General features: G+C 68.6%; 18 protein-coding genes and 7 tRNA genes. 6 read left to right on the forward strand and 19 right to left on the reverse strand.

Annotated features, from left to right (window positions below):
- Window positions 1–39: 39 nt before the first annotated feature.
- Window positions 40–2,895, reverse strand: a complete 2,856-nt coding sequence (locus tag KAK07_RS03970; RefSeq protein WP_210859181.1) for a 2-oxoglutarate dehydrogenase E1 component — start codon at window positions 2,893–2,895, stop codon at window positions 40–42.
- A gap of 256 nt (window positions 2,896–3,151) precedes the next feature.
- On the opposite strand from KAK07_RS03970, the gene KAK07_RS03975 reads away from it, so the two are divergent.
- Window positions 3,152–3,493, forward strand: a complete 342-nt coding sequence (locus KAK07_RS03975) for a hypothetical protein (protein ID WP_310738549.1) — start codon at window positions 3,152–3,154, stop codon at window positions 3,491–3,493.
- 13 nt (window positions 3,494–3,506) lie between these two features.
- On the opposite strand, the gene KAK07_RS03980 is transcribed toward KAK07_RS03975, so the two are convergent.
- The 4 genes from KAK07_RS03980 to KAK07_RS03995 form a co-directional block, all read right to left on the reverse strand.
- On the reverse strand, window positions 3,507–4,460 hold the full coding sequence (locus tag KAK07_RS03980; RefSeq protein WP_210853851.1) for an NAD(P)H-dependent flavin oxidoreductase: 954 nt from the start codon (window positions 4,458–4,460) through the stop codon (window positions 3,507–3,509).
- A complete protein-coding gene (locus KAK07_RS03985; protein WP_210853850.1) occupies window positions 4,460–6,250 on the reverse strand; it encodes an acyl-CoA dehydrogenase in 1,791 nt (596 codons plus the stop codon). Before KAK07_RS03985 ends, KAK07_RS03980 begins: the two co-directional genes overlap by 1 nt.
- Before the next feature lie 99 nt (window positions 6,251–6,349).
- The gene (locus tag KAK07_RS03990; protein WP_210853849.1) at window positions 6,350–7,282 is read right to left on the reverse strand and encodes an electron transfer flavoprotein subunit alpha/FixB family protein; all 933 of its coding nucleotides are present in this window, start codon (window positions 7,280–7,282) and stop codon (window positions 6,350–6,352) included.
- A gap of 1 nt (window position 7,283) precedes the next feature.
- The gene (locus KAK07_RS03995) at window positions 7,284–8,033 is read right to left on the reverse strand and encodes an electron transfer flavoprotein subunit beta/FixA family protein (protein WP_210853848.1); all 750 of its coding nucleotides are present in this window, start codon (window positions 8,031–8,033) and stop codon (window positions 7,284–7,286) included.
- Between the two features lie 240 nt (window positions 8,034–8,273).
- Between KAK07_RS03995 and murI the strand changes: the two genes are divergently transcribed.
- Window positions 8,274–9,083 (forward strand): glutamate racemase, encoded by an 810-nt coding sequence (gene murI, locus KAK07_RS04000; protein ID WP_210853847.1) that lies wholly within the window; start codon window positions 8,274–8,276, stop codon window positions 9,081–9,083.
- A gap of 11 nt (window positions 9,084–9,094) precedes the next feature.
- Here the strand turns inward: murI and KAK07_RS04005 are convergent.
- The 13 genes from KAK07_RS04005 to KAK07_RS04065 all read right to left on the reverse strand — a co-directional run bounded on the left by KAK07_RS04005 (window position 9,095) and on the right by KAK07_RS04065 (window position 20,429).
- Window positions 9,095–9,183 (reverse strand) — tRNA-Leu (locus KAK07_RS04005).
- Window positions 9,184–9,283: 100 nt separating this feature from the next.
- Window positions 9,284–9,359: transfer RNA gene (locus tag KAK07_RS04010), tRNA-Gly, on the reverse strand.
- A 3-nt stretch (window positions 9,360–9,362) separates the two neighbouring features.
- Window positions 9,363–9,438: transfer RNA gene (locus KAK07_RS04015), tRNA-Gly, on the reverse strand.
- A gap of 60 nt (window positions 9,439–9,498) precedes the next feature.
- Window positions 9,499–9,574, reverse strand: a tRNA-Gly gene (locus KAK07_RS04020).
- Window positions 9,575–9,589: 15 nt separating this feature from the next.
- A tRNA-Cys gene (locus KAK07_RS04025) sits at window positions 9,590–9,663 on the reverse strand.
- 78 nt (window positions 9,664–9,741) lie between these two features.
- Window positions 9,742–9,817: transfer RNA gene (locus KAK07_RS04030), tRNA-Gly, on the reverse strand.
- A gap of 157 nt (window positions 9,818–9,974) precedes the next feature.
- On the reverse strand, window positions 9,975–12,395 hold the full coding sequence (gene lon, locus KAK07_RS04035) for an endopeptidase La (protein WP_210855172.1): 2,421 nt from the start codon (window positions 12,393–12,395) through the stop codon (window positions 9,975–9,977).
- Between the two features lie 105 nt (window positions 12,396–12,500).
- A complete protein-coding gene (gene clpX, locus KAK07_RS04040) occupies window positions 12,501–13,769 on the reverse strand; it encodes an ATP-dependent Clp protease ATP-binding subunit ClpX (protein ID WP_210855170.1) in 1,269 nt (422 codons plus the stop codon).
- Between the two features lie 97 nt (window positions 13,770–13,866).
- Window positions 13,867–14,475 carry an ATP-dependent Clp endopeptidase proteolytic subunit ClpP gene (clpP, locus tag KAK07_RS04045; RefSeq protein WP_210855168.1) on the reverse strand — a complete coding sequence of 203 codons (609 nt, stop codon included), beginning with the start codon at window positions 14,473–14,475 and terminating at the stop codon, window positions 13,867–13,869.
- Window positions 14,476–14,614: 139 nt separating this feature from the next.
- Window positions 14,615–15,925 (reverse strand): trigger factor, encoded by a 1,311-nt coding sequence (tig, locus tag KAK07_RS04050; RefSeq protein WP_210859183.1) that lies wholly within the window; start codon window positions 15,923–15,925, stop codon window positions 14,615–14,617.
- Window positions 15,926–15,971: 46 nt separating this feature from the next.
- A tRNA-Leu gene (locus KAK07_RS04055) sits at window positions 15,972–16,058 on the reverse strand.
- A 136-nt stretch (window positions 16,059–16,194) separates the two neighbouring features.
- Window positions 16,195–19,338, reverse strand: a complete 3,144-nt coding sequence (locus KAK07_RS04060) for an efflux RND transporter permease subunit (RefSeq protein WP_210855165.1) — start codon at window positions 19,336–19,338, stop codon at window positions 16,195–16,197.
- Entirely contained in the window at window positions 19,338–20,429 is a 1,092-nt protein-coding gene (locus KAK07_RS04065) for an efflux RND transporter periplasmic adaptor subunit (protein WP_310740696.1), read from the reverse strand. The genes KAK07_RS04060 and KAK07_RS04065 overlap by 1 nt, the downstream gene beginning before the upstream one ends.
- Before the next feature lie 123 nt (window positions 20,430–20,552).
- On the opposite strand from KAK07_RS04065, the gene hpnC reads away from it, so the two are divergent.
- The 4 genes from hpnC to KAK07_RS04085 are packed head-to-tail and all read left to right on the forward strand — an operon-like array spanning window position 20,553 to window position 24,377.
- Complete coding sequence (gene hpnC, locus KAK07_RS04070) at window positions 20,553–21,389, forward strand: squalene synthase HpnC (protein ID WP_210855160.1); 837 nt, start codon at window positions 20,553–20,555, stop codon at window positions 21,387–21,389.
- Complete coding sequence (gene hpnD / locus KAK07_RS04075; protein WP_210855158.1) at window positions 21,386–22,234, forward strand: presqualene diphosphate synthase HpnD; 849 nt, start codon at window positions 21,386–21,388, stop codon at window positions 22,232–22,234. Before hpnC ends, hpnD begins: the two co-directional genes overlap by 4 nt.
- Window positions 22,219–23,541, forward strand: coding sequence for a hydroxysqualene dehydroxylase HpnE (hpnE, locus tag KAK07_RS04080; protein ID WP_210855156.1), 1,323 nt, complete (start codon window positions 22,219–22,221; stop codon window positions 23,539–23,541). Before hpnD ends, hpnE begins: the two co-directional genes overlap by 16 nt.
- Before the next feature lie 53 nt (window positions 23,542–23,594).
- Window positions 23,595–24,377, forward strand: a complete 783-nt coding sequence (locus KAK07_RS04085; protein ID WP_210802391.1) for an IclR family transcriptional regulator — start codon at window positions 23,595–23,597, stop codon at window positions 24,375–24,377.
- A 148-nt stretch (window positions 24,378–24,525) separates the two neighbouring features.
- On the opposite strand, the gene pbpG is transcribed toward KAK07_RS04085, so the two are convergent.
- Window positions 24,526–25,587, reverse strand: coding sequence for a D-alanyl-D-alanine endopeptidase (pbpG, locus tag KAK07_RS04090; protein WP_210855153.1), 1,062 nt, complete (start codon window positions 25,585–25,587; stop codon window positions 24,526–24,528).
- Between the last annotated feature and the right edge of the window lie 78 nt (window positions 25,588–25,665).

Here is a 25,665-nt window from a genome sequence, read left to right on the forward strand (position 1 = left end):
AGGACTTCGGCGGCGCCCTGAGGGCGTCCGCCGTCGTGCTTATTTGCTGAGAATGAAACCCTTGAGCTTGCCGTAGGCCTGGTCCAGCAGCGCCTTCTGCTGGTCCTGGTGCAGGTGGGCATAGCCCACCGCGGGCGAGGCCGAGGCCGGGCGGCCGGCGTAACCCAGGCGCTGGCCGTCAAGCATGTTCTCGTGGATCTGGTGCTGGATGAAGAACCAGGCGCCCTGGTTCTGCGGCTCGTCCTGGCACCACACGATCTCGGTGGCGTTGGGGTACTTCTTCAGCTCGGCGCCGAACACCTTGTGCGGGAACGGGTACAGCTGCTCGACGCGCAGGATCGCGACGTCGGTGGCCTTCTTGTCCTCGCGCTTCTTGACCAGGTCGTAGTAGACCTTGCCCGAGCAGGCGATCACGCGCTTGACCTTGGCGTTGTCGATCGCCTCGTTCTGCTCGCCGATCACGGTCTTGAACTCGCCGCGGGTGAAGTCGGTCAGCGGCGAGGTGGCGTCCTTGTTCCGCAGCAGCGACTTGGGCGTGAAGATGACCAGCGGCTTGCGCAGCGGGCGCACCATCTGGCGGCGCAGCAGGTGGAAGATCTGGCTGGCCGAGGTGGGCTGCACGATCTGCATGTTGGTGTCCGCCGCCAGCTGCATGAAGCGCTCCAGGCGGGCCGAGCTGTGCTCGGGGCCCTGGCCTTCGTAGCCGTGCGGCAGCATCAGCGTCAGGCCGTTGACGCGGCCCCACTTGACCTCGCCGGAGGCGATGAACTGGTCGATCACCACCTGGGCGCCGTTGGCGAAGTCGCCGAACTGGGCTTCCCAGATCGTCAGCGTGTTCGGCTCGGCCGAGGCGTAGCCGTACTCGAAGCCCAGCACCGCCTCTTCGGACAGGATGGAATCGATGACGGTGAACTGCGCCTGGTTGTCGGCCACGTGCTGCAGCGGGATGTAGGTGCCTTCGTCCCACTTCTCGCGCTTCTGGTCATGGATGACCGCATGGCGGTGGGTGAAAGTGCCGCGACCGCAGTCCTCGCCGGACAGGCGCACCGGGTAACCGGCGGCCACCAGCGACGCGAAGGCCATGTGCTCGCCCATGCCCCAGTCGACATTGATCTCGCCACGGCCCATGGCCGCGCGGTCGTCGTAGACCTTCTTGACCAGCGGGTGCATGTTGACGGTCTCGGGGATCGTCGTCAGGCGCTCGGACAGGCGCTTCCACTCGGTCAGCGGGATCGCGGTGTCGGCCGAATCGGTCCACTTCTTGCCCAGGTAGGGCAGCCAGTCCACGGCGAACTTGCTCTTGAAGTTGCTGAGCACCGGATCGACCGTGTGGCGGCCAGCGTCCATGGCGGCACGGTAGGCCTTGGCCATGTCGTCGCCCAGCGTCTCGCCCAGGCCTTGCGCAGCCAGCTTGTCGGCGTACAGCTTGCGCGTGCCGGGGTGCTGGGCGATCTTCTTGTACATCAGCGGCTGGGTCAGCGCCGGCGTGTCCTGCTCGTTGTGGCCCAGCTTGCGGAAGCAGATGATGTCCACCACGACGTCCTTGCGGAAGGTCATGCGGAACTCCAGCGCCAGCTGGGTGGCCAGCACGACCGCTTCCGGATCGTCGCCGTTGACGTGCAGCACCGGCGACTCGATCATCTTGACGATGTCGGTGCAGTACAGCGTGGAGCGCAGGTCACGCGGGTCCGAGGTGGTGAAACCGATCTGGTTGTTGATGATCAGGTGCACCGTGCCGCCCGTGGAATAGCCACGGGTTTCGGACAGCATCAGCGTTTCCTGGTTGACGCCCTGGCCACCGAAGGCCGAGTCGCCGTGCACCAGCACCGGCAGCACCTGGGCGCCGACCTTGTCGCCGCGGCGGTCCATGCGGGCGCGCACCGAGCCCTCAACCACCGGGTTGACGATTTCCAGGTGCGAGGGGTTGAAGGCCAGGCTCAGGTGGACCGGGCCACCGGCGGTGGCGATGTCGGAGCTGAAGCCCTGGTGGTACTTCACGTCGCCAGCGGGCAGTTCCTCGGGCGCGGTGTGGTCGAACTCGGCGAACAGGTCCTTGGGCATCTTGCCCAGGGTGTTGACCAGCACGTTCAGGCGGCCACGGTGGGCCATGCCGATGACGATTTCCTGCACGCCCTGCTCACCGGCGCGCTGGACGACCTCGTCCATCGCGGCGATGAAGCTCTCGCCGCCTTCGAGCGAGAAGCGCTTCTGGCCGACGTACTTGGTGTGGAGGAAGCGCTCCAGACCCTCGGCCGCGGTCAGGCGCTCGAGGATCTGCTTCTTCTTCTCGGGGGTGAAGCTGGGCTTGGAGCGGATCGATTCCAGCTTTTCCTGCCACCAGCGCTTTTGCGTCTGGTCGGTGATGTGCATGAACTCGACGCCCAGCGTGCCGCAATAGGTCTCGCGCAGGGCCTGCAGGATCTCCCGCAGCGTCATGTTCTCGGCCTTGCTGAAATAGCTGTTGGCCGCCGAGAACGAGATGTCCATGTCGGACTCGGTCAGGTCGTAGAACGCCGGCTCGAGTTCGGGGATCTTGGGGCGCTCGGTGCGCTTGAGGGGGTCCAGGTCGGCCCAGCGGGCGCCCACGTTGCGGTACGCGGCGATCAGCGACTGGACATGGACCTGCTTGCGGGCGACGGCCAGATCGGCCGAACTGGCCTTGGCGGCGAAGGCGTTGGCCTTGGCGCGCTGGGCGAAGGACTCGACGACCGGCGCATGGGCGACGTCGCGGGCTTCGGTGCCGTCGGTGGCGGGGACGTGTTGCAGCGCGTCGAAGTAGGCGCGCCAGTTGTCGGGCACGGAGCCCGGGTTGTCGAGGTAGGCTTCGTACATCTCCTCGACATAGGGCGCATTGCCCCCGAACAGGTACGAGTTCGACCTGTATTGCTGCATCATCTTTCGCTCACCTTTCGCCCCGGTTGCCAGGACTCCGATGGGTTGATCAACCTTCCGCGGCCCGGCTTCACCGGTTGGCGGATTGCGACCCGCCTTGCTCGGTTTGTCTCGATAACCAGCAAGGGGACACAGAAGGACCGTTCAAGTCACATTCGGGACTGTACCACCGCCGTGACTTGTTGTTGTGGGCTGTATTACGCGCCCGCAAACCCTTTACTTTCCTGACAAATCGGTCGTCCGGACGAAAAATGCGTCAGTGAATTCCCACCCCCGCGCCACGCCACGCGTGATCCGCCTGCGGTCCGAGGCCCCGCCCATGCCCGCGATCGGCCAGCCCTGCAATGGCTGCGGGGTGTGCTGCGCCTGGGCGCCCTGCCCTCTGGGCATCGTGGTGAGCGGGCGGCGCCAGGGGCGCTGCCGCGCGTTGCGCTGGGATGCGGCGCAGCGCCTGTACCGCTGCGCGATGGTCAGCCAGCCGCGCCGGGTGTGGCCCTGGTGGCCACGCTGGGCCGAGCCGGCCTTGCGCCGGCTGGCGGCGCGCTGGATCTGGGCTGCCAGCGGCTGCGATGCCGATCTGGCGGCCGAACGCGCCGCCTGATCGGCCGGACCACTCAGCCCAGCAGGCGCGCGCGTGCCGCGGCGTACTCGCGCGCCAGCTGCGCCACCAGTTCGGCGGCCGGCTGGACACGGGTGATCGCGCCGATCCCCTGGCCACAGCCCCAGATGTCCTTCCAGGCCTTCTTGGCGTCGCCGCCGAAGTTCATTTTCGAGGGGTCGCTCTCGGGCAGGTTCTCCGGGTCCAGGCCGGCGGCGCGGATCGACGGCTTCAGGTAGTTGCCATGCACCCCAGTGAACAGGTTGGAGTAGACGATGTCGTCGCTGCTGCTGTCGACGATGCACTGCTTGTAGGCGTCCACCGCGCGCGCCTCATCGGTGGCGATGAAGGCCGAGCCGATGTAGGCGAAGTCGGCCCCCATGGCCTGCGCGGCCAGGATGGCGCCGCCGCTGGCGATCGAGCCCGACAGCGCCAGCGGGCCGTCGAACCACTGGCGGATCTCCTGGACCAGCGCGAACGGGCTCTTGACGCCTGCATGGCCACCGGCGCCGGCCGCCACCGCGATCAGGCCGTCGGCGCCCTTCTCGATGGCCTTGTGCGCAAAGGCGTTGTTGATGATGTCGTGCAGCACCACGCCGCCCCAGGCATGCACCGCCTCGTTGACGTCGGTGCGCGCGCCCAGCGAGGTGATCACCACGGGCACCTTGTAGCGCGCACAGACCTCCAGATCGTGCTCCAGCCGGTCATTGCTCTTGTGCACGATCTGGTTGATCGCGAAGGGCGCGGCCGGCGTGTCGGGGTGGGCCTTGTCCCAGGCCGCCAGGGTCTCGGTGATCTCGGCCAGCCACTCATCCAGTTGCGAGGCCGGACGCGCATTGAGCGCCGGCATCGAGCCGATGATGCCGGCCTGGCACTGGGCGATGACCAGCTGGGGGTTGGAGATGATGAACAGCGGCGAGCCGATCACCGGCAGACGCACGCGTTGCAGCGCGGCAGGCAGGCGGCTCATCAGAAGGCCTCCAGCGCCATGGCGGTGACACCGGCGTGGCCGTCGACGATGCTTTCGCGCAGGCCGGCGGTGCGGGTCAGCAGGTGGTCGGCGTAGAAGCGCGCAGTGGCGATCTTGGCCTGCATGAAGGCCACATCATCACCCGCGGCCAGGCGGTCTTCGGCCGCCATCAGTGCCCGCCCCATCTGCCAGCCGGCCATCAGGTTGCCGGCCAGCATCAGGTAGTTCACGCTGCCAGCGAACACGGCGTTGGGGCTGGCCTTGGTCTGACCGGCGACGAAGTCGACCACCGCCAGGAAATCGGCGCGCGCGGCGGCCAGGCGCCTGGCGAAGGCCTTCGCGTCGGCGCTGGGACGCGCAGCCAGGGCTTCCTCGGTGGCCGCGATCTGCGCCGCGATGGCCTTGGCGGTCTGGCCGCCGTCGCGCGCGGTCTTGCGGCCGATCAGGTCGTTGGCCTGGATCGCGGTGGTGCCTTCGTAGATGGTCAGGATCTTGGCGTCGCGGTAGTGTTGGGCGGCGCCGGTTTCCTCGATGAAGCCCATGCCGCCATGCACCTGCACGCCCAGGCTGGTGACCTCCAGGCTGGTTTCGGTGGAGTAGCCCTTGACCAGGGGCACCATGAACTCGTAGAAGGCCTGGTTCTGCTGGCGCACGGCCGCGTCGGGGTGGTGGTGCGCGGCGTCATAGGCGGCGGCGGCCACCAGCGACATCGCGCGACAGCCCTCGGCGGTGGCACGCATCGTCAGCAGCATGCGGCGCACGTCGGGGTGGTGGATGATGGCCGCAGCGCCCGGCACCGAGCCGTCCACCGGACGCGACTGCACGCGGTCGCGGGCATAGGCCACGGCGCGCTGGTAGGCGCGGTCCGACACCGCCAGGCCCTGGACGCCCACGCCAAAGCGCGCCGCGTTCATCATCACGAACATGTACTCCAGGCCGCGGTTCTCCTGGCCCACCAGGTAGCCCACCGCGCCGCCGTTGTCACCGAACTGCAGCACCGCGGTGGGGCTGGCCTTGATGCCCATCTTGTGCTCGATGCTGACGCAGTGCACGTCGTTGCGCGGGCCCAGCGAGCCGTCGGCGTTGACCAGGAACTTCGGGCAGATGAACAGCGAGATGCCCTTGACGCCTTCCGGCGCCCCGACCACGCGGGCCAGCACCAGATGGACGATGTTCTCGGCCATGTCGTGCTCACCCCAGGTGATGAAGATCTTGGTGCCGAAGATGCGGTAGCTGCCGTCGGGCTGCGGCTCGGCACGGGTGCGCACCGCGGCCAGGTCGGAGCCGGCCTGCGGCTCGGTCAGGTTCATCGTGCCGGTCCAGGTGCCGTCGATCATCTTCGGGATGAAGGTGGCCTTCTGCTCGTCGGAGCCGGCGGTCAGCAGGGCCTCGATCGCGCCGTCGGTCAGCAGGGGGCACAGCGCGAAGCTCAGGTTGGCCGCATTGACCATCTCCTGGCAGGCGGCGTGGATCAGCTTGGGCAGCCCCTGGCCACCCACATCCGCCGGGTGGTGCAGGCCCTGCCAGCCGCCCTGGGTGTACTGGTCGAAAGCAGCCTTGAAACCGGGCGTGGCGTGGACCTTGCCGTCGCTGAAGTGCGAGGGATTGATGTCGCCTTCCCAGTTCAGCGGCGCGACCACATCCTCGTTGAGCTTGGCGCACTCCTCCAGCACGGCCTGGGCGGTGTCATAGCCCGCGTCCTCGAAGCCGGGCAACTGGGCGATGGCGTCGATGTTGGCGAGTTCCTTCATCGCGAACAGCATGTCCTTGACGGGGGCGCGGTAGCTCATGGGATGTCTCCGGGAAAGGCAGGGGGCGAAAGAAAGGGCGCCACGACGGGCGCCCTTGCTGTGTTGGCGAGGGCCGCGCTGCGGCCCCTCAGGCGCGGATCAGAGGGCGTTGATCAGCTCGGGCACGGCGGCGAACAGGTCGGCCTCCAGGCCGTAGTCGGCGACGCTGAAGATCGGCGCTTCCGGATCCTTGTTGATCGCGACGATCACCTTGGAGTCCTTCATGCCCGCGAGGTGCTGGATCGCACCGCTGATGCCGCAGGCGATGTAGAGCTGCGGCGCGACGATCTTGCCGGTCTGGCCGACCTGCCAGTCGTTCGGTGCGTAGCCGGCGTCCACCGCGGCGCGGCTGGCGCCCAGTGCGGCGCCCAGCTTGTCGGCCAGCGGCGTCAGCACCTCGTTGAACTTCTCGCTGCTGCCCATCGCGCGGCCACCCGAGACGATGATCTTGGCGGCGGTCAGCTCGGGGCGGTCGCTCTTGGCGATTTCGCGGCCGATGAAGCTGCTCCTGGGCGCGGCGGCGGTCGCGGCGACGGTCTCGACGGCCGCCGAGCCACCCGTGGCCGCAGCAGCGTCGAAGCCGGTGGTGCGCACCGTGATCACCTTGACCGCGTCGGCGCTCTGCACCGTGGCGATCGCGTTGCCCGCGTAGATCGGACGCTCGAAGGTGTCGGCCGACACCACCTTGGTGACGTCGGACAGCTGCGCCACGTCCAGCTTGGCGGCCACACGCGGCGCGACGTTCTTGCCGTTGGCGGTGGAGGCAAACAGGATGTGGCTGTAGCCGGAAGCGATGGCCAGGACCTGCGCGGCCACGGCCTCGGCCAGCTGGTCGCCCAGGCTCGCACCATCGGCGTGCAGCACCTTGGCCACACCGGCGATCTGCGCGGCCGCAGCCGCAGCGGCGGCGGCGTTGTGGCCGGCCACCAGCACATGCACATCCCCACCGCAGGCCGCAGCGGCGGTCACGGTGTTCAGCGTGGCGCCCTTGACGCTGGCGTTGTCGTGTTCAGCAATGACGAGGACGCTCATCTCAGATCACCTTCGCTTCGTTCTTCAGCTTGCTCACCAGGGTGGCCACATCGGGCACCTTCACACCGGCGCCGCGCTGCGGCGGCTCGGAGACCTTGAGCGTCTTGATGCGCGGGGTCACGTCCACCCCCAGGTCGGCCGGCTTGACCGTCTCCAGGGGCTTTTTCTTGGCCTTCATGATGTTGGGCAGCGTGACGTAGCGCGGCTCATTGAGGCGCAGGTCGGTGGTGATCACCGCCGGCAGGGACAGCTTGAGCGTCTCCAGGCCGCCGTCGACCTCGCGGGTGACGGTGGCGGCGCCATCGGCCACCTCGACCTTGGACGCGAAGGTGGCCTGCGGCAGGTCGGCCAGCGCGGCCAGCATCTGGCCGGTCTGGTTGCAGTCGTCGTCGATCGCCTGCTTGCCCAGGATCACCAGGCCCGGCTGCTCCTTGTCGACCAGGGCCTTGAGCAGCTTGGCCACGGCCAGCGGCTGCAGCTCGGCATCGGTCTCGACCAGGATGGCGCGGTCGGCGCCGATGGCCATCGCGGTGCGCAGGGTTTCCTGGCACTGCGTGACGCCGCAGGAGACGGCGATGACTTCGGTCACGGCGCCCTTTTCCTTCAGGCGCACCGCCTCTTCGACGGCGATCTCGTCAAAGGGGTTCATGCTCATCTTGACGTTGGCGATGTCCACCCCCGTGCCGTCGGACTTCACGCGAACCTTCACGTTGTAGTCGACGACGCGCTTGACGGGTACCAGTACCTTCATGCTGCGTTGCTCCTGTCGGATGTCGAGGTTGTTGAATTGACGTTAACGTAAACCAAGTGATTCTAGGGGCGATGCGCGCTCCGCAGGCGTTGCCCTCGTGGAAACTCGCTGAATGCGGCCCTCAGGCTGACTCTTTTAAATCGAACGTTCGTGCTATTTTAAGGGTCCGCCAGCCACCACCGCAAGCCATCCTGGTGAAAACCCGTGGGTGCGCTGCCAGCGGTTAGACTGCCGGCCGCCATGTCCGTCCTGCCCACCCTGCCCCGCACCATCGGCGTCTTCGATTCGGGGGTGGGTGGCCTGTCGGTGCTGCGTGCGTTGCACCGCTTGCGACCCGAGCACCCGCTGCATTACCTCGCGGACTCGGCCCACGCACCCTATGGGGACCGCGATCCAGCCTTCGTCGCCCAGCGCAGCCTGCGCCTGGCCGAACACCTGCTGGCGCATGGCGCGGCCATGCTGGTCGTGGCCTGCAACACCGCCACCGCCTGGGCCATCGACGCACTGCGGCAGCGCTACCCGCAGCTGCCCCTGGTCGGCGTGGAGCCGGGCGTCAAGCCGGCCGCCGCGATGTCGCAGCGCCGCCGCATCGCGGTGATGGCCACCACGGCCACGCTGGCGAGCCCGCGCTTCGCGCTGCTGGTCGAGCGCCACGCACCCGGCTGCGAGGTGCTCCGCGTGCCCTGCCCCGGCCTGGCTGCTGCGATCGAGCGCGGTGACGACGGCCGCGACGAGGTGGAAGCCCTGCTCGACCGCCACCTGCACCCGCTGCAGGACAGCGGCATCGACGTGATGGTGCTGGGCTGCACCCACTACCCCTTCGTGGCCGAGCGCATCGCGCTGCGCTTGCCGCCGCAGGTGCACCTGCTGGACACCGCCGACGCCGTGGCCCGCCAGGCACTGCGCCTGCTGGGCGAGGCGCCACAGACACCAACGCCCCATCCTTGGCCGGCCCTGCGGCTGGAGAACACCGGGGACCCGGCGGTGCTGGAGCGCATGGCGCGCAGCTGGCTGCAGGTGGACGTCACCGCCCGGCGCTGCAACGCCTGAGCGACGACCCCTGGTGCCCGGAACCGGACTCGAACCGGTACGTCCGTTGCCGGACTGCGGAGTTTAAGTCCGCTGCGTCTACCAATTTCGCCATCCGGGCGCGGACAGCTGTGGCCGATGATAAGCGCGCCCTGCGCGCGCCACGGCCCTGAAACGACGAGGCGGCCGGACCCGGGAGGGTGCGGCCGCCTGCGCGTGACTGGAGCGGGAAACGAGGCTCGAACTCGCGACCTCAACCTTGGCAAGGTTGCGCTCTACCAACTGAGCTATTCCCGCATCTGGAGCGGGAAACGAGGCTCGAACTCGCGACCTCAACCTTGGCAAGGTTGCGCTCTACCAACTGAGCTATTCCCGCTTGGGATGCGTAGGCCGGTGGGCCCCGCCGGTGCGCCCGAGGGCCCACCGGTTGGTGATCTGGAGCGGGAAACGAGGCTCGAACTCGCGACCTCAACCTTGGCAAGGTTGCGCTCTACCAACTGAGCTATTCCCGCATGGCTTCAGGAGACTGGAGGCGCGATCCAGAGTCGAACTGGACTAGACGGATTTGCAATCCGTTGCATAACCGCTTTGCTATCGCGCCTTCGGATTCCCGAAGGAGGCGTGCGCCGCCAGGCTCCCCCGATGAAAAAGGGAAGCCGGGGCTTCCCTCTTGGGCATCTGGAGCGGGAAACGAGGCTCGAACTCGCGACCTCAACCTTGGCAAGGTTGCGCTCTACCAACTGAGCTATTCCCGCTTGGGGTTCCTCTCGGAACACACTCGCCGCTGACGCGCTTGGTGTCGCTCGGCCTGCCGCTCTTTTGCAAGAGCCGCCTGCCGCAGCAGCGAAGCTCGCATTATAGGCAAAAACATGGCCGCTATGAAGCGGCCATGACTTTTTTTCGGCGAGTGGATCAGTGGGTCAGGTCGGGCCCGGTGCCCACGGCGCCGCTCTCCGCAGCCGGCGCGGCGGCGGCCGGCGCCTCCTCGTCGGGCAGCGGTGTCGGCGCCGATTCCAGCGCCACGTCCAGCACCTTGTCGATCCAGCGCACCGGCACGATCTCGAGCTGGCTCTTGACGTTGTCCGGGATGTCCTGCAGGTCCTTGACGTTTTCCTCCGGGATCATCACCAGTTTGATGCCGCCGCGGGCCGCCGCCAGCAGCTTCTCCTTCAAGCCGCCGATCGCCGTGACCTCGCCGCGCAGCGTGATCTCGCCGGTCATCGCCACATGCGCCTTGACCGGGATGCCGGTCAGCGCCGAGACGAAGGCGGTGGTCATCGCGATGCCGGCGCTGGGGCCGTCCTTGGGCGTGGCGCCATCGGGCACGTGGATGTGCACGTCGCGCTTCTCGAACAGTTCGTCCTTGATGCCCAGGCGGCGCGCGCGGCTGCGCACCACGGTGCGTGCGGCCTCCACCGATTCCTTCATCACGTCGCCCAGCGAACCGGTGCGGATGATGTTGCCCTTGCCCGACATGGCCGTGGCCTCGATGGTCAGCAGGTCGCCGCCCACCTCGGTCCAGGCCAGACCGACCACCTGGCCGACCTGGTTGGTCTTCTCGGCGCGGCCGAAGTCGAACTTGCGCACACCCAGGAAGTCGTGCAGGTTCTCGTCGGTCACCACCACCTGGCCGCTGTAGGTCTTGAGCTGGTGGCCCTTGACGACCTTGCGGCAGATCTTGGAGATCTCGCGCTCCAGCGAGCGCACGCCGGCTTCCCGCGTGTAGTAGCGGATGATGCCGCGGATGGCCGCCTCGGTGACGTCCATCTCCTCGGCCTTGACGCCGTTGTTCTTGGCCTGCTTGGGCAGCAGGTAGCGCTGGGCGATGTTGAGCTTCTCGTCCTCGGTGTAGCCCGACAAGCGGATCACTTCCATGCGGTCCAGCAGGGCCGGCGGCATGTTCATCGAGTTGGAGGTGGCCACGAACATCACATCCGACAGGTCGAAGTCGACCTCGATGTAGTGGTCGCTGAAGGTGTGGTTCTGCTCGGGGTCGAGCACCTCCAGCAGCGCCGACGACGGATCACCGCGGAAGTCCATGCCCAGCTTGTCGATCTCATCGAGCAGGAACAGCGGGTTGCGCACGCCCACCTTGGACAGGCTCTGCAGCACCTTGCCCGGCATCGAGCCGATGTAGGTGCGGCGGTGGCCGCGGATCTCGGCCTCGTCACGCACGCCGCCCAGGGCCATGCGCACGAACTTGCGTCCGGTGGCGCGCGCCACACTCTGGCCCAGCGAGGTCTTGCCCACGCCCGGGGGGCCCACCAGGCACAGGATCGGCGCCTTGACCTTGTCGACGCGCTGCTGCACCGCGAGGTATTCCAGGATGCGGTCCTTGACCTTCTCCAGGCCGTAGTGGTCCTCGTTGAGGACCTCCTCGGCGTTGCCCAGGTCGTGCTTGACCTTGGACTTGCGGGCCCAGGGCAGACCGATCAGCGTGTCCAGGTAGTTGCGCACCACCGTGGCCTCCGCCGACATCGGCGACATCAGCTTGAGCTTCTTGAGTTCGGCCTCGGCCTTCTTGCGCGCTTCCTTGGGCATGCGCGCGGCCTTGATCTTCTTCTCGAGCTCCTCGATGTCGGCACCTTCCTCGCCGTCGCCGAGTTCCTTCTGGATGGCCTTGACCTGCTCGTTCAGGTAGTACTCGCGCTGGCTCTTCTCCATCTGCCGCTTGACGCGGCCGCGGATGCGCTTTTCCACCTGCAGGATGTCGACCTCGTGCTCGAGCAGCTCCAGCAGCTTCTCCAGGCGTTCGGCCACCTCGAACAGGTCCAGCACACTCTGCTTGGATTCGAGCTTGAGCGGCAGGTGCGCGGCAATCGTGTCGGCCAGGCGACCGGGCTCATCGATGCCGGCGATCGAGGTGAGGATCTCCGGCGGGATTTTCTTGTTGAGCTTGACGAACTGGTCGAACTGCTGCGTCACGGCGCGGCGCAGGGCTTCGACCTCGGGGCTGGCCTCGCCGGCCGGCGCCACCGGCACCACCTCGGCCACGAACTGCTCGCCCTGGTCGGTGACCTGGCGCGCCACGGCGCGCTGCACGCCCTCGACCAGCACCTTCACGGTGCCGTCGGGCAGCTTGAGCATCTGCAGGATGCTGGAGATGCAGCCGATCTCGAAGAGATCATCGGCCTTGGGCTCGTCCTTGCCGGCGGCCTTCTGGGCCACCAGCATGATCTGCCGGCCGCCTTCCATGGCGGCTTCCAGGGCCTTGATGGACTTGGGCCGCCCCACGAACAGCGGGATGACCATGTGCGGGAACACGACCACGTCGCGCAGCGGCAGCAGCGGCAGCGTGATGGGTTCCGGGGGAAGAATCGGGTGTCCGGACATCAAGGGCCTCACTTTCTCGAACCCATCTGGGGGCCGAGCGGATGATTGCAAGTGACCAGCGTCATCGGGGGCTGGTCGATCTGGGGGGTGAGGCGGTGGCGAGGGTCAGGCGCTGGCCTTGGCCTGCTCGCGGTACACCAGCAAAGGCTTGCCACCTTCGTCGATGATGTGCTCGTCGACCACCACCTTGGCCACGCCGTCCAGCGTGGGCAGGTCGAACATGGTGTCGATCAGCGCCTGCTCCATGATGGACCGCAGGCCCCGGGCGCCGGTCTTGCGCCTGAGCGCACGGCGGGCGATCGCGGCCAGCGCGGACGGCCGGATCTCCAGCTCCACACCGTCCATCGAGAAGAGTTTCTGGTACTGCTTGACCAGCGCGTTCTTGGGCTCGACCAGGATTTGCACCAGCGCGTCCTCGGTCAGTTCGCCCAGCGTGGCGACCACTGGCAGGCGGCCGACCAGTTCGGGGATCAGGCCGAAGCGCACCAGGTCTTCGGGCTCGACGTTGCGGAACAGCTCGGAGGCGCGCTTCTCCGACTTGCTGTGCACCGTGGCGCCGAAACCGATGCCCGACTTCTCGGTGCGGTTCTGGATCACCTTCTCCAGGCCATCAAAAGCGCCGCCGCAGATGAACAGGATGTTGGTGGTGTCGATCTGCAGGAAGTCCTGGTTCGGGTGCTTGCGCCCGCCCTGCGGCGGCACGCTGGCCATCGTGCCCTCGACCAGCTTCAGCAGCGCCTGCTGCACGCCTTCACCCGAGACATCGCGGGTGATGCTGGGGTTGTCGGACTTGCGGGTGATCTTGTCGATCTCGTCGATGTAGACGATGCCGCGCTGCGCCCGTTCCACATCGTAGTTGCAGTTCTGCAGCAGCTTCTGGATGATGTTCTCGACATCCTCGCCCACGTAGCCGGCTTCGGTCAGCGTGGTGGCGTCGGCGATCACGAAGGGCACGTTCAGCAGGCGGGCCAGCGTCTGCGCCAGCAGCGTCTTGCCCGAGCCGGTGGGGCCGATCAGCAGGATGTTGCTCTTGGCCAGCTCCACCTCGTCCTTCGAACCACCCAGGTGCTTCAGGCGCTTGTAGTGGTTGTAGACCGCCACCGCCAGCGTGCGCTTGGCGGCCTCCTGGCCGATCACGTACTGGTCCAGGCTGGACTTGATCTCGGTGGGCGTGGGCAGGTCGGACTTGGCCGCCTTGGCGGTCGGGCTGTCCGCCGGCACCTCGTCACGGATGATGTCGTTGCACAGCTCGATGCACTCGTCGCAGATGAAGACCGACGGCCCGGCGATGAGCTTCTTGACCTCGTGCTGATTCTTCCCGCAGAAAGAGCAGTGGAGGACCTTTTCGGCAGAAGTGCCTTTCTTCTCGGGCATGGGCTCGGCTGGCTGGGGAAGTGGTCGGTCAATGATAGTGCAAGTACGGATCCCCCTCCGGGTGCGAAAAGAGGGGGAAATCCGCCCGCGGCCCGGCTCAGCCGCGCTTGTCGAGGACCTGGTCGATCAGGCCATAGGCCTGGGCTTCGGCCGCACTCATGTAGTAGTCGCGCTCGGTGTCGGCCTGGATCTTCTCCAGCGGCTGGCCGCTGCGCTCGGCCAGGATGCGGTTGAGCTGCTCGCGGGTCTTGAGGATCTCGCGGGCGTGGATCTCGATGTCGGTGGCCTGGCCCTGGGCGCCGCCCAGCGGCTGGTGGATCATGATCTTGCTGTTGGGCAGCGAGAAACGCTTGCCCTTGGCGCCGGCCGCCAGCAGGAAGGCGCCCATGCTGGCCGCCATGCCCATGCACATCGTGGAGACGTCGGGCTTGATGAACTGCATGGTGTCGAAGATCGACATGCCGGCGCTGACGCTGCCGCCCGGCGAGTTGATGTAGAACGAGATGTCCTTGTCGGGGTTCTCGCTCTCCAGGAACAGCAGCTGGGCCACCACCAGGTTGGCGCTCTGGTCATTCACCGGGCCGACCAGGAAGACGATGCGCTCGCGCAGCAGACGCGAGTAGATGTCGTAGGCGCGCTCGCCGCGGCCCGACTGCTCGATGACCATCGGGACCATGCCCAGGGCTTGGGTGTCCAGTGCACTCATGGATGTCCTTGAGAAGAGAACGTTGCGAAGGATGTGCCCATTATGCGGCGCTGCGCGATGCCCCTGATCCAGAAAAAAGCCCGGCATGGTGGCCGGGCTGATTTGGTGCGCGCGCAGGCAGGTGCGCGCTGGGGCGGCATCAGGAGGCCGACATCAGCTCCTCGAAGGGCAGCTGCTTGTCGGTGACCTTGGCCTGGGCCAGCACGAAGGCGGTGACGTTGTTCTCGATCACCACGGCCTCGACCTCGGCCATGCGCTCGCGGTCGGACAGGTACCAGCGGATCACCTCGGCCGGCTTCTCGTAGCTCTGGGCCATCTCCTCGATGTGGGCCTGGAGCTGCTCGGGCTTGGCCTGCAGGTTGTGGGCCTTGACCAGTTCGGCCACCACCAGGCCCAGGCGCACGCGGCGCTCGGCCTGCGGCTGGAAGATCTCCTTGGGGATCGGGGCCTTGTCAGCGTCCTTGACGCCGCGCGCCTTCAGGTCGGCGCGGGCGCCTTCGGCCAGGCGCTCCAGCTCGTTGTCGACCAGGGCCTTGGGCAGGTCCAGCTCGGCCACCTTGACCAGCGCGTCCATCGCGGCGGCCTTGTTGCGGGCCAGCACGCGGAACTTGACCTCGCGCTCGAGGTTCTTGCGCACATCGGCGCGCAGCGCCTCGACCGTGCCCTCGGCGATGCCCAGCGACTTGGCGAACTCAGGCGTCACCTCGGGCAGGTGCTGGGCCTCGATCTTCTTCATCGTGACCAGGAAGTCGGCTTCCTTGCCGGCCACATCCTGGCCGTGGTAGTCGGCCGGGAACTGCAGCGGGAAGGTCTTGCTCTCGCCCACCTTCATGCCGCGCACCGCGGCGTCGAACTGCTCGAGCATCTGGCCTTCGCCAACCAGGAACTGGAAGGCCTCGGCCTTGCCGCCGGCGAAGGGCTCGCCGTCGATCTTGCCTTCGAAGTCGATGGTCACGCGGTCACCGGCCTGGGCGCCTTCGGCGGCCGGGCGCTGGGCGAAGCTGCGGCGCTGCTTGCGCAGGATCTCGATCGTGCGATCGACAGCGGCCTCGTCGACCTCGGCGTTGACGCGCTCGACCTCGGCGGTGGCCAGGTCACCGAGCTTGACCTCGGGGTAGACCTCGAAGGTGGCGTCGAACGCCATCGTGCCTTCGGCGGCGCCGTCCTTCTGGCTGATGCTGGGCACGCCGGCCACGCGCAGCTGCGCCTCGCCGGCGGCCTGGGCGAAGGCCTCGCCGAGCTTGTCGTTCATCACCTCGTACTGGACCGAGTAGCCGTAGCGCTGGGCCACGACCGACATCGGCACCTTGCCGGGGCGGAAGCCATCGGCCTTGACGGTGCGCGACAGCTTCTTCAGACGGGCCTCGACCTCCGCATTGATGTCGGTGGCCGACAGGTTCAGCGTGATGCGACGCTCCAGCTTCTCGAGGGTTTCAACAGTGACGGCCATGGACAAACTCTGGTGTTGGGGTGTCTCTGAACGTGATCGGTTCCGATGGTGCGCGGAGCCGGACTCGAACCGGCACGCCCGTGAAGGCGTCAGGACCTAAACCTGGTGCGTCTACCAATTTCGCCACCCGCGCGGATCCGATCACGAGCCCGTCGGCTGGCGGTCAGGCCATCCCACGGGCGCTCCTTGTACGGCAGTGCGGGGCCTGGACGACCCGGGGCACCCTGCCCTGGTCGTCCCGGCCCCTGCGAACCGGTAAACCGTGGATTCTATCGTCCCGCGGGCGTTTCCGGCGCCGACGGCCTCTCAATGCGGAACCAGGCCGCATACATGGCCGGCAGCGCCAGCAGCGTCAGCACCGTGGCCACCAGCAATCCACCCATGATGGCCACCGCCATCGGCCCCCAGAAAAGGCTGCGCGAGAGCGGGATCATCGCCAGCATCGCCGCCGCCGCGGTCAGCACGATCGGCCGGAAGCGGCGCACCGCCGACTCGACGATGGCCTTGGCCGCCGCCACCCCGGCGCGGCGGTCCTGTTCGATCTGATCGATCAGGATCACCGAGTTGCGCATGATCATGCCCAGCAAGGCGATGAAGCCCAGCAAGGCGACGAAGCCGAAGGGCCGGTTCAGCAGCAGCAGCGCGCCCGCCACGCCGGCAATGCCCAGCGGCGCGGTCAGCACCACCAGCATCGCGCGGCCGAAGCTCTGCAGCTGCAGCATCAGCAGGGTCAGCATGATGAAGCCCATCACCGGCACGCCGGCGGCGATCGAGCCCTGGCCCTTCTGGCTCTCGGCCACCGCACCGGCCACCTCGATGTGCATGCCCGGCGGCATGCGCTGCGCCAGCGCCTGCATCTTCGGCCAGACCTCGTTGGTGACGGTCGCGCCCTGCACGCCCTCGACCACGTCGCCCTGCACCGTCACCGCGTAGAGCCGGCCCTCGCGCCACAGCACGCCGGGCTCCCAGCCGAATCGCGCGGTGGCCACCTGGTTCAGCGGCACCGAGCGGCCGCTGGACGTGGGCACGTAGGCGTTGCCCAGCGCGGTGATGGTGTCGCGCTCGTCAGCCGGCTGGCGCAGCACGATGTCGATCAGCCGGTCGCCTTCGCGGAACTGGCCGACCGTGCTGCCCGACAGCAGCACGCGCGCCGCCTGGGCGATCGACTGGCTGCTGACACCTAGGGCACGCGCCTTGTCCTGGTCCACTTCCAGGCGCAGCGCCTTGACGGGTTCGTTCCAGTTGTCGTTGACACCCCGCATGCTGGGATGAGACTGCAGCACGGCGCGCGCCTCGGTGCCCCACTGGCGCACCGACGACATGTCGGGGCCCACCACGCGGAACTGCACCGGGTACGGCACCGGCGGGCCGTTGGGCAGCAGCTTGACGCGGCCGCGGGCCTCGGGGAATTCGCTGGCCAGCAATTGCGGCAGGCGCAGGCGCAGCTCCTCGCGCGCCGTCAGGTCCTTGGGCAGGACGATGAACTGGCTCACGTTGGCCTGCGGGAACACCTGGTCCAGCGGCAGGTAGAAGCGCGGCACGCCGCTGCCCACCCAGGCCGTGACCGTGGCCACGCCCGCCTCCTTGGCCATGCGCTGCTCGAAGCGGTGCGCCAGCAGCTCGCTCTGCTGGATCGTCGAGCCCTCGGGCAGCCACAGGTCGACCAGGATCTCGGGCCGGCTGGAATCGGGGAAGAACTGCTGCTGCACCCGGCCCATGCCGACCAGGCCCAACGCGAAGATCGCCAGGGTGATGGCGATGGTCTTCCAGCGGTGCTCCACGCACCAGGTCACCAGCGTGCGAAAGCGCTGGTAGAACGGCGTGTCGAACAACTCATGGACCTCACCCTCGTGGCCCTGGCGGGTCTTCAGCAGCCAGGCGCCCAGGTAGGGCACGAAGTACACCGACACCACCCACGAGATCAGCAGCGCGGCCGAGGTGACGGCGAAGATCGCGAAGGTGTACTCGCCCACCGTGGACTTGGCCATGCCGATCGGCAGGAAGCCGGCAGCGGTGATCAGCGTGCCGGTGAGCATGGGCATCGACGTGGCCTCGTAGGCATAGGTCGCGGCACGCATCCGGTCGTAGCCTTCTTCCAGCTTGCGCACCATCATCTCGACCGCGATGATCGCGTCGTCGACCAGCAGGCCCAGCGCGATGATCAGCGAGCCCAGCGAGATCTTGTGCAGCCCGACGCCCCAGTAGAACATCGTCACGAAGGTGATCGCCAGCACCAGCGGGATGGTGATCGCCACCACCAGACCGGGCCAGATGTCGATGCGCAGCGGCTTGAAGTGCAGACCCAGGCTGATGAAGCTGACCGCCAGCACCACCACCACCGCCTCCACCAGCACGCGGATGAATTCACCCACCGACTGGCTCACCGCCTTGGGCTGGTCCTGCACCTGCGACAGCTCCACGCCCACCGGCAGCTCGGCCTGGATGGCCTCGACCTTGGCGCGCAGCGCCTTGCCCATGGCGATGATGTCGCCGCCCTTGGCCATGGCCACGCCCAGCGCCACCACCTGGCGGCCCTGGTGGCGCACCATCACACTCGGCGGATCGGCATAGCCGCGGCGGATCTCGGCGATGTCGCCCAGGCGCAGCGAACTGGCCTGGCCGGTGGTCGGGTTGACGCCGCGGATCGGCAGCGCCCGCAGGTCATCGACCGTGCGCAGCTGGCCGGCCACGCGGACCTGCAGGTTCTCGGTGCCCGCATTGAGCACGCCCGAGCTCTCCACCGCGTTCTGCGCCGACAGCTGGGCCAGCACCTGGTTCATGTCCAGGCCCAGGGTCGCCACCCGCTTGTGCGAGAGCTCGATGAACAGCTTTTCGGCCTGCACGCCGAACAGCTCGACCTTGGCCACGTCGCGCACGCGCAGCAGCTCGCCCCGCACGCGCTCGGCGAACTGGCGCAGCTCTTCCGGTGTGAAGCCATCGCCGGCCAGGGCGTAGATCGAGCCGTAGACGTCGCCGAACTCGTCATTGAAGAAGGGGCCGACCACGCCCTGCGGCAGCGTGCCGCGCATGTCGCCGATCTTCTTGCGCACCTGGTACCAGGTGTCGGACACATCCGCCGCCGGCGACGAGTCCTTCAATTGCAGGATGGTCAGCGACTCGCCGGGTTTGGTGAAGCTGCGGATGATGTCGCTGTGCGGCACCTCCTGCAGCGTGCGCTCGATCTTGTCGGTCACTTGCTCGGCCACCTGCTGGGCGCTGGCGCCCGGCCAGTAGGCCTGCACCACCATCGCCCGGAAGGTGAAGGGGGGGTCCTCGTCCTGGCCCAGCTGCAGGTAGGCGGCCACGCCCAGCAGCATCAGCACCACCATCAGGTAGCGGGTCAGCGGCGCATGTTCCAGCGCCCAGCGCGAGATGTTGAAGCCGCCGCCGGCTCCGCCCTGTCCGGCACTCATCAGCGGCTCCCCGAAGCGGCAGCCGAGGTGCCCGGCGGCAGCCAGGGCTTGACCTTCTGGCCGGCCGCCAGCAGGTGGGTACCGGCGCTGACCACCTCTTCGCCTTCCTTCAGGCCGCCCACCACCAGGGCCCAGTTGCCGTCGGCACCGGCCAGTTCCACCGGGCGCAGCCGGATCACCGAGGCGGTGCGATCGAAGATCCAGACGGCGCTGCCCGCCTCATGGGCGAAAACGGCACCCAAGGGCAGCCGCCAGCCGCGGGTCGTGCCGGCGCTGACCAGCCGCACCTGGGCGGTCTGGCCCAGCGGCACGTTGGCGCGGCCCAGATCGGCCTTGACCTGGAAGGTGCGGGTCACCGGGTCGGCGGCCGCCGCCACCTCCCGCAGGGTGACCGGGATCTCTTCCGTCCGGCCCCACAGCTGCATCAGCAGCGCATCGGGGCGGCCGCGCAGGGCGCGCAGGGCCTCGATGCGGCCCTCCGGCACGCTGAACACCACATCGCGCGGCCCATCCTGGGCCAGGCGCAGCAGCGGCGTGCCAGCGGCCAGCACCTGGCCCGGCTCGGCCAGCACGCCGGTGATCACGCCGGCGGCCGGGGCCACCAGCGTGGTGTAGCCGGTCTGGCGGCCCTGGGCCTGGGCCGAGGCACGGGCCTGCTCCCACTGGGCACGGGCAGCCTTGGCGGCGGCTTCGCGCCGGTCCAGCTCGGCTGGGCCGACGAAGCCTTGGGCGCGCAGGTCGCGGTAGCGCTGCAGGTCGGCCTCCAGCTGGTCCAGGTTGGTCCTGGCGGCCAGCACGCCGGCGTCTGCCGCCTGCTGGGCCAGTTGCAGGTCGGCCGGGTCCAGCCGAGCCAGCACCTGGCCTGCCTTCACGGCCTGGCCGTTGTCCACCAGCCGGCTGTCCAGGCGGCCGGGCACGCGGAAGGACAACACGGTCTCGGTGCGCGCGCGGATCTCGGCGGCGAACACTTGCCCGGGCGGTGTGCCCGACTCGCCCACCCGGAACAGGCGCACCGCGCGTTCCGGCTCGGGCGCCGGGGCCTTGGGCTGGCAGGCGGTGAGCATGGTGGCGGCCACAAGGGCGAGGAGCACGGTGCGGACGGGGATGGCGGCCATCGATGGATCTCGATTAATGACTGACTGGTCAGTAATATACGAAGAGCACTGATCGGCGTCAACCGCCAGACGGGCGATCTGTGCACCGACAATCGCGGGGTGAGCGTCGATCACTACGAAAACTTCCCCGTCGCCTCCTGGTTGTGCCCGCCCGCGCTGCGCCCGCCGATCACCGCGATCTACCACTTCGCGCGCACCGCCGACGACCTGGCCGACGAAGGCAGCGCCAGCCCGGAACAGCGCCGTGCACTGCTGCAGCAGCTGCGCGCGAGCTGGCACGCCAGCCTGCGCGGCGAACCGGCCGACCCCCGCTGGTCCGCCATGCTGGCCACCCTGGTGCGCGAACAGCAGCGACACGCCCTGCCCCAGCCGCTTCTTGAAGACCTGCTCGATGCCTTCCGCCAGGACTGCGGCAACCCGCTGTATGACAGCCGCGCCCAGCTGCTGGACTACTGCCGCCGCTCGGCCAACCCGATCGGCCGCCTGCTGCTGCACCTTTACGGCCTGCACGACCCGCTGGCGCTGCGGCGCTCGGACGCCATTTGCACCGCACTGCAGCTGATCAACTTCTGGCAGGACTTCAGCGTCGATCACCCCCGCGGCCGCTGCTACCTGACCGCCGAGGATTGCGCCCGCCATGGCGTGGACCGCGCCGCGCTGCTGGCGGGCCAGGTGCCAGGCCGGGCCGAAGCCGCGCTGCTCGCCGATCTGCTCGACTGGACCGAGGGCCTGATGCGCCAGGGCGCGCCGCTGGTGCACCAGCTGCCGGGCCGGATGGGCTGGGAGCTGCGCGCGGTGGTCCAAGGCGGCCTGCGCGTTCTGGCGACAATCCGCCGCATGAACCCGCACTCGTTCCAGACCCGGCCCCAGCTGCGGGGCGCCGACTGGCTGGCCATCGGCTGGGCCGCTCTGCGCATGCGCCGGAGCTCGACATGACGCCTCAGCAATACGTCCAGGACAAGGCCGCCTCCAGCGGCTCGTCCTTCTACTACGCCTTCCTGTTCCTGCCACCCGAGCGCCGCGCCGCCATCACCGCCTTCTACGCTTTCTGCCGCGAGGTGGATGATGTGGTGGACGACATGGTCGAGCCCAGCGTCGCGGCCACCAAGCTGGCCTGGTGGCGCCAGGAAGTGGCCCGCGCCTACGCCGGCCAGCCCAGCCACCCGGTGATGCAGGCACTGATGCCGCTGGCGCCCACCTACGGCATCCGTGCCGAGCATCTCCAGGCAGTGATCCACGGCTGCCAGACCGACCTGGATCAGAACCGTTTCCTGGACTTCGCCAACCTGGCCCAGTACTGCCACCTGGTGGCCGGCGTGGTGGGCGAGGTGGCGGCGTCGATCTTCGGCCAGACCGACCCGCAGACCACGCCGTACGCCCACCGCCTGGGCCTGGCGATGCAGCTGACCAACATCATCCGCGATGTCGGCGACGATGCGCGCCGCGGCCGCATCTACCTGCCGATTGACGAACTGCAGCGCTTTGACGTCAAGGCGCATGAGCTGCTGATGCGCCAGTCGCCCTGGGGCTACAGCGAGCGCTTCCAGGCGCTGATGCGCTTCCAGGCCGAGCGCGCTCGCAGCCTGTACGCCGAGGCCCTGGCGCTGTTGCCGGAGGCGGACCGCGCCGCACAGCGCCCCGGCCTGATGATGGCCAACATCTACCGCGCCCTGCTCGACGAGGTCGAGCGTGGCGGCTTCCAGGTGCTGCACCAGCGCATCTCGCTGACGCCGCTGCGCAAGCTGTGGATCGCCGCACGCACCCAATGGCAGGGCCGCTGACCACGGCACCGCAGCGCGTGGCCGTGGTCGGCGCCGGCTGGGCCGGGCTGGCCGCGGCGGTCGAACTGGTCGACGCCGGTCACGCCGTCACGCTGATCGACATGGCCGCCCAACCCGGTGGACGGGCCCGCTCGACGCCGTCCACCACGCTGCCCCAGCAGGACAACGGCCAGCACATCCTGATCGGCGCCTACCGCGACACCCTGGCGATGATGCGCCGGGTGGGGGTCGATCCCGACGCGGTGCTGCTGCGCACCCGGCTCTCGCTGCGCGACCCCCAGGGCCGCGGTCTGGCGCTGGGCGGGGGTCCGGCGACGGTGGCCTTCGCCCTGGGCGTGCTGCGCTGGCAGGACTGCCCCTGGCCGGACCGCCTGGCGCTGCTGCGGCTGGCGCTGGGCTGGCGCCTGGGCGGCTTTCGCTGCGAACCGGACCAGAGCGTGCAGGAATTTGCCCAGGGCTGCCCGCCATCGGTCTACCAGGCCCTGCTGGAGCCGCTGTGCGTGGCCGCGCTGAACACGCCAGCGCCGCAGGCCAGCGCCCAGGTGATGCTCACGGTGCTGCGCGACGCCTTGTTCGGCGGTCCGGGCAGCGCCGACCTGCTGCTGCCGCGCGCGCCACTGGACGCGCTGTTCCCCCGGCCAGCACTGGCCTGGCTGATGCAGCGCGGCGTGGCCTGGCATCCTCGCCGTCCGGTGCGGCAACTGCGCCCCGCGCCGGGCGCAGGCTGGCAAGTCGACGATCTGCCGCCGGTGGACCAGGTCGTGCTGGCCTGCAGCGCCACCGAGGCAGCGCGGCTGGTGCACCCCCTGGCGCCGCACTGGAGCCGCCAGGCCCTGGCGATCCGCTACCAGCCGATCGCCACCGCCTGGATCGACGCCCCACCCGCCCGCTGGACGGCGCCGATGCTGCGCCTGAGTGACGGGCCGGCGCAGTTTGCGTTCGACCTCTCGGCGCTGGGAGGCCCGCCCGGTTGCTTCACGCTGGTGGCCAGCGGTGCGGCCGACCTGGCGGCCCAGGGTGCCGCCGCCGCAGGCCAGGCGCTGCTGGCCCATTGGCAGCGCTGCTTCGGCCCGGACGCCCGCCTGCGCAGCGTGCGCATCGAGAAGCGCGCCACCTTCGCCTGCACACCGGGCCTGGCGCGCCCCGCGGCCCGGGTCGCGCCGAGCCTGTGGGCGGCGGGCGACTATGTCGAGGGCCCTTACCCCGCCACGCTGGAGGGCGCGGTGCGCACTGGCCGGCAGGTGGCGCTGGCCGTGGCGGCATCCGGCGCGGGCCAGGTGCTGGGCATGAAATCTCCATCCACTTGACGAAATCGGCGTTTCGCCATGCAAAATAGGGTCAACCCCGTGATCGCCGCACCATGACCCGCAAAGACAACCAGTCCCCCAGCATCCAGGTGCTGGCCCGCGCGTTCTCGCTGCTCGACGAACTGGCCGCCCACCAGGACCCGGTGCCCCTGAAGGAACTCAGCGAGCGCACCGGCCTGCACCCGTCGACCGCCCACCGCATCCTGAACGACCTGGCCGTGGGTCGATTCGTCGACCGCCCCGAGGCCGGCAGCTACCGGCTGGGCATGCGGCTGCTGGAACTGGGCAACCTGGTCAAGGCGCGCTTGGACGTGCGCGACGCCGCACTGGGGCCGATGCGCGAGTTGCACAAGCTGACGCACCAGCCGGTGAACCTGTCGGTGCGCCAGGGCGACGAGATTGTCTACATCGAGCGCACCTACAGCGAACGCTCAGGCATGCAGGTGGTGCGCGCGGTCGGCGGCCGGGCGCCGCTGCACCTGACCTCGGTGGGCAAGCTCTTCCTGGCCTGGGACGATCCGCAACGGGTGCGCGCCTACGCCACCCGCACCGGCCTGGCCGGCCACACCCGCAACAGCCTGACCGACCTGCCCTCGCTGGAGCGCGAGCTGGTCCGGGTGCGTCGCGAGACGCTGGCGCGCGATGACGAGGAGCTGGAACTGGGCGTGCGCTGCATGGCCGCCGGCATCTTCGACGACCAGGGCAAGCTGGTGGCCGGACTGTCGATCTCCTCGCCTGCCGACCGGATCGAGGAAGCCTGGGTCGATCGGGTCAAGGCGACCGCGGCGCAGATCTCGGCCTCGCTGGGTTTCCGGGGCCCGACGCCCTCGCCCTGAGGCGGGGCTGCGCAGAAGCCGCCTGGACAGGACCTCGCAGGCGCGTGTGGCGATCTGAGCGCCGCGTCGCGGCCTGGCGCGCCTGACAGGGCTTGCAACAGCCTCTGCAGGAACGAGCGGAACGAGCCGGTCAGCGGCCTGGGTGCGCTCAGCCGGCGCTGCGACCAGCGGCCACCGGATGCGCCGACACCTGGTCGGGCGCGCCGGTCAGCCAGCGGCGGATGCGCTCGGCGTCGCCGATGCGCGAGTACTTGCCGGCGGAATCCAGCAGCACCATGATCAGCTTGCGGCCCGCCAGACGGGCCTGCATGACCAGGCACTGGCCGGCCTCGCTGATGTAGCCGGTCTTCTGCAGCCCGATGTCCCACTCGGGGCTCTTGACCAGGCGATTGGTGGTGTGGAACTGCAGCTGGCGGCGGCCCAGCGACACCTGGTACTCCGGCGAGGTGGACAACTCGCGGATCAGCGACACCTGGTAGGCCGCCTTGACCAGCGTGGCCAGATCGCGCGCGCTGGACTGGTTGGAGCTGGACAGGCCGGTGGGCTCGACGTAGCGGGTGTCATGCATGCCCAGCGCACGGGCCTTGGCGTTCATCGCCGCAACGAAGGCCTGCAGGCCGCCGGGGTAGCTGCGGCCCAGCGCATGGGCCGCGCGGTTCTCGGAGGACATCAGCGCCAGGTGCAGCATCTCGCCACGGGTGAGCTGTGTGCCTACCACCAGCCGGGAGCGGGTGCCCTTCTCGGTGTCGACGTCGTCGTCCGAGATGGTCAGCGTCTCGTCCATCGACAGCCGGGCCTCGGTGACGACCATCGCGGTCATCAGCTTGGTGATCGAGGCGATTGGCAGGACCGCGTCGGGGTTCTTGCTGAGCAGTACCTCGTTGGTGTCCTGGTCCATCACGAAGGCCACGCTGGAGCGCAGGTCCAGCGGATCGTCGGATTCATGCAGGCCGTAGAGCTGGCCGAAGGACGGCTTGGCCGGCACCTCGGCGCGAACCGCCACCGGGCGGCGCGCCGCGACCGGACGGGCCTTGGCGCGCGTGGCCGTGGCAGGCGCCGCAGCGGCCCGCACCGGCTTGGCCGTCTTGCTGACCTTGGCGGGCGCCGCTGCCGGTTTGCGAACCGCGGCGGACGCTGACACCCCTGACACCGCCAGGGCCAGCGCGGCCAGCCAGGCGAGAGAAAACACGCGCAACTTCGAATTCAACATGTATCGCAACCGGTGTCGGGGCTGGAGATCGGGGCCTGCGAGAACAGAGTCTATTGGAAACCAAAAAGACACGCAAGA

The organism is Ideonella alba (genome assembly GCF_018069875.1).
Classification (GTDB): Bacteria; Pseudomonadota; Gammaproteobacteria; order Burkholderiales; family Burkholderiaceae_C; genus Ideonella; species Ideonella alba.

What these genes read in the sequence shown, in the direction of transcription:
- KAK07_RS03970 (WP_210859181.1), bottom strand. Translation starts at nt 2,895, where the DNA reads ATGATGCAGCAATACAGGTCGAACTCGTACCTGTTCGGGGGCAATGCG.
- KAK07_RS03980 (WP_210853851.1), bottom strand. Translation starts at nt 4,460, where the DNA reads ATGAGCCGCCTGCCTGCCGCGCTGCAACGCGTGCGTCTGCCGGTGATC.
- KAK07_RS03985 (WP_210853850.1), bottom strand. Translation starts at nt 6,250, where the DNA reads ATGAGCTACCGCGCCCCCGTCAAGGACATGCTGTTCGCGATGAAGGAA.
- KAK07_RS03990 (WP_210853849.1), bottom strand. Translation starts at nt 7,282, where the DNA reads ATGAGCGTCCTCGTCATTGCTGAACACGACAACGCCAGCGTCAAGGGC.
- KAK07_RS03995 (WP_210853848.1), bottom strand. Translation starts at nt 8,033, where the DNA reads ATGAAGGTACTGGTACCCGTCAAGCGCGTCGTCGACTACAACGTGAAG.
- murI (WP_210853847.1), top strand. Translation starts at nt 8,274, where the DNA reads ATGTCCGTCCTGCCCACCCTGCCCCGCACCATCGGCGTCTTCGATTCG.
- lon (WP_210855172.1), bottom strand. Translation starts at nt 12,395, where the DNA reads ATGTCCGGACACCCGATTCTTCCCCCGGAACCCATCACGCTGCCGCTG.
- clpX (WP_210855170.1), bottom strand. Translation starts at nt 13,769, where the DNA reads ATGCCCGAGAAGAAAGGCACTTCTGCCGAAAAGGTCCTCCACTGCTCT.
- clpP (WP_210855168.1), bottom strand. Translation starts at nt 14,475, where the DNA reads ATGAGTGCACTGGACACCCAAGCCCTGGGCATGGTCCCGATGGTCATC.
- tig (WP_210859183.1), bottom strand. Translation starts at nt 15,925, where the DNA reads ATGGCCGTCACTGTTGAAACCCTCGAGAAGCTGGAGCGTCGCATCACG.
- KAK07_RS04060 (WP_210855165.1), bottom strand. Translation starts at nt 19,338, where the DNA reads ATGAGTGCCGGACAGGGCGGAGCCGGCGGCGGCTTCAACATCTCGCGC.
- hpnD (WP_210855158.1), top strand. Translation starts at nt 21,386, where the DNA reads ATGACGCCTCAGCAATACGTCCAGGACAAGGCCGCCTCCAGCGGCTCG.
- hpnE (WP_210855156.1), top strand. Translation starts at nt 22,219, where the DNA reads ATGGCAGGGCCGCTGACCACGGCACCGCAGCGCGTGGCCGTGGTCGGC.
- KAK07_RS04085 (WP_210802391.1), top strand. Translation starts at nt 23,595, where the DNA reads ATGACCCGCAAAGACAACCAGTCCCCCAGCATCCAGGTGCTGGCCCGC.
- pbpG (WP_210855153.1), bottom strand. Translation starts at nt 25,587, where the DNA reads ATGTTGAATTCGAAGTTGCGCGTGTTTTCTCTCGCCTGGCTGGCCGCG.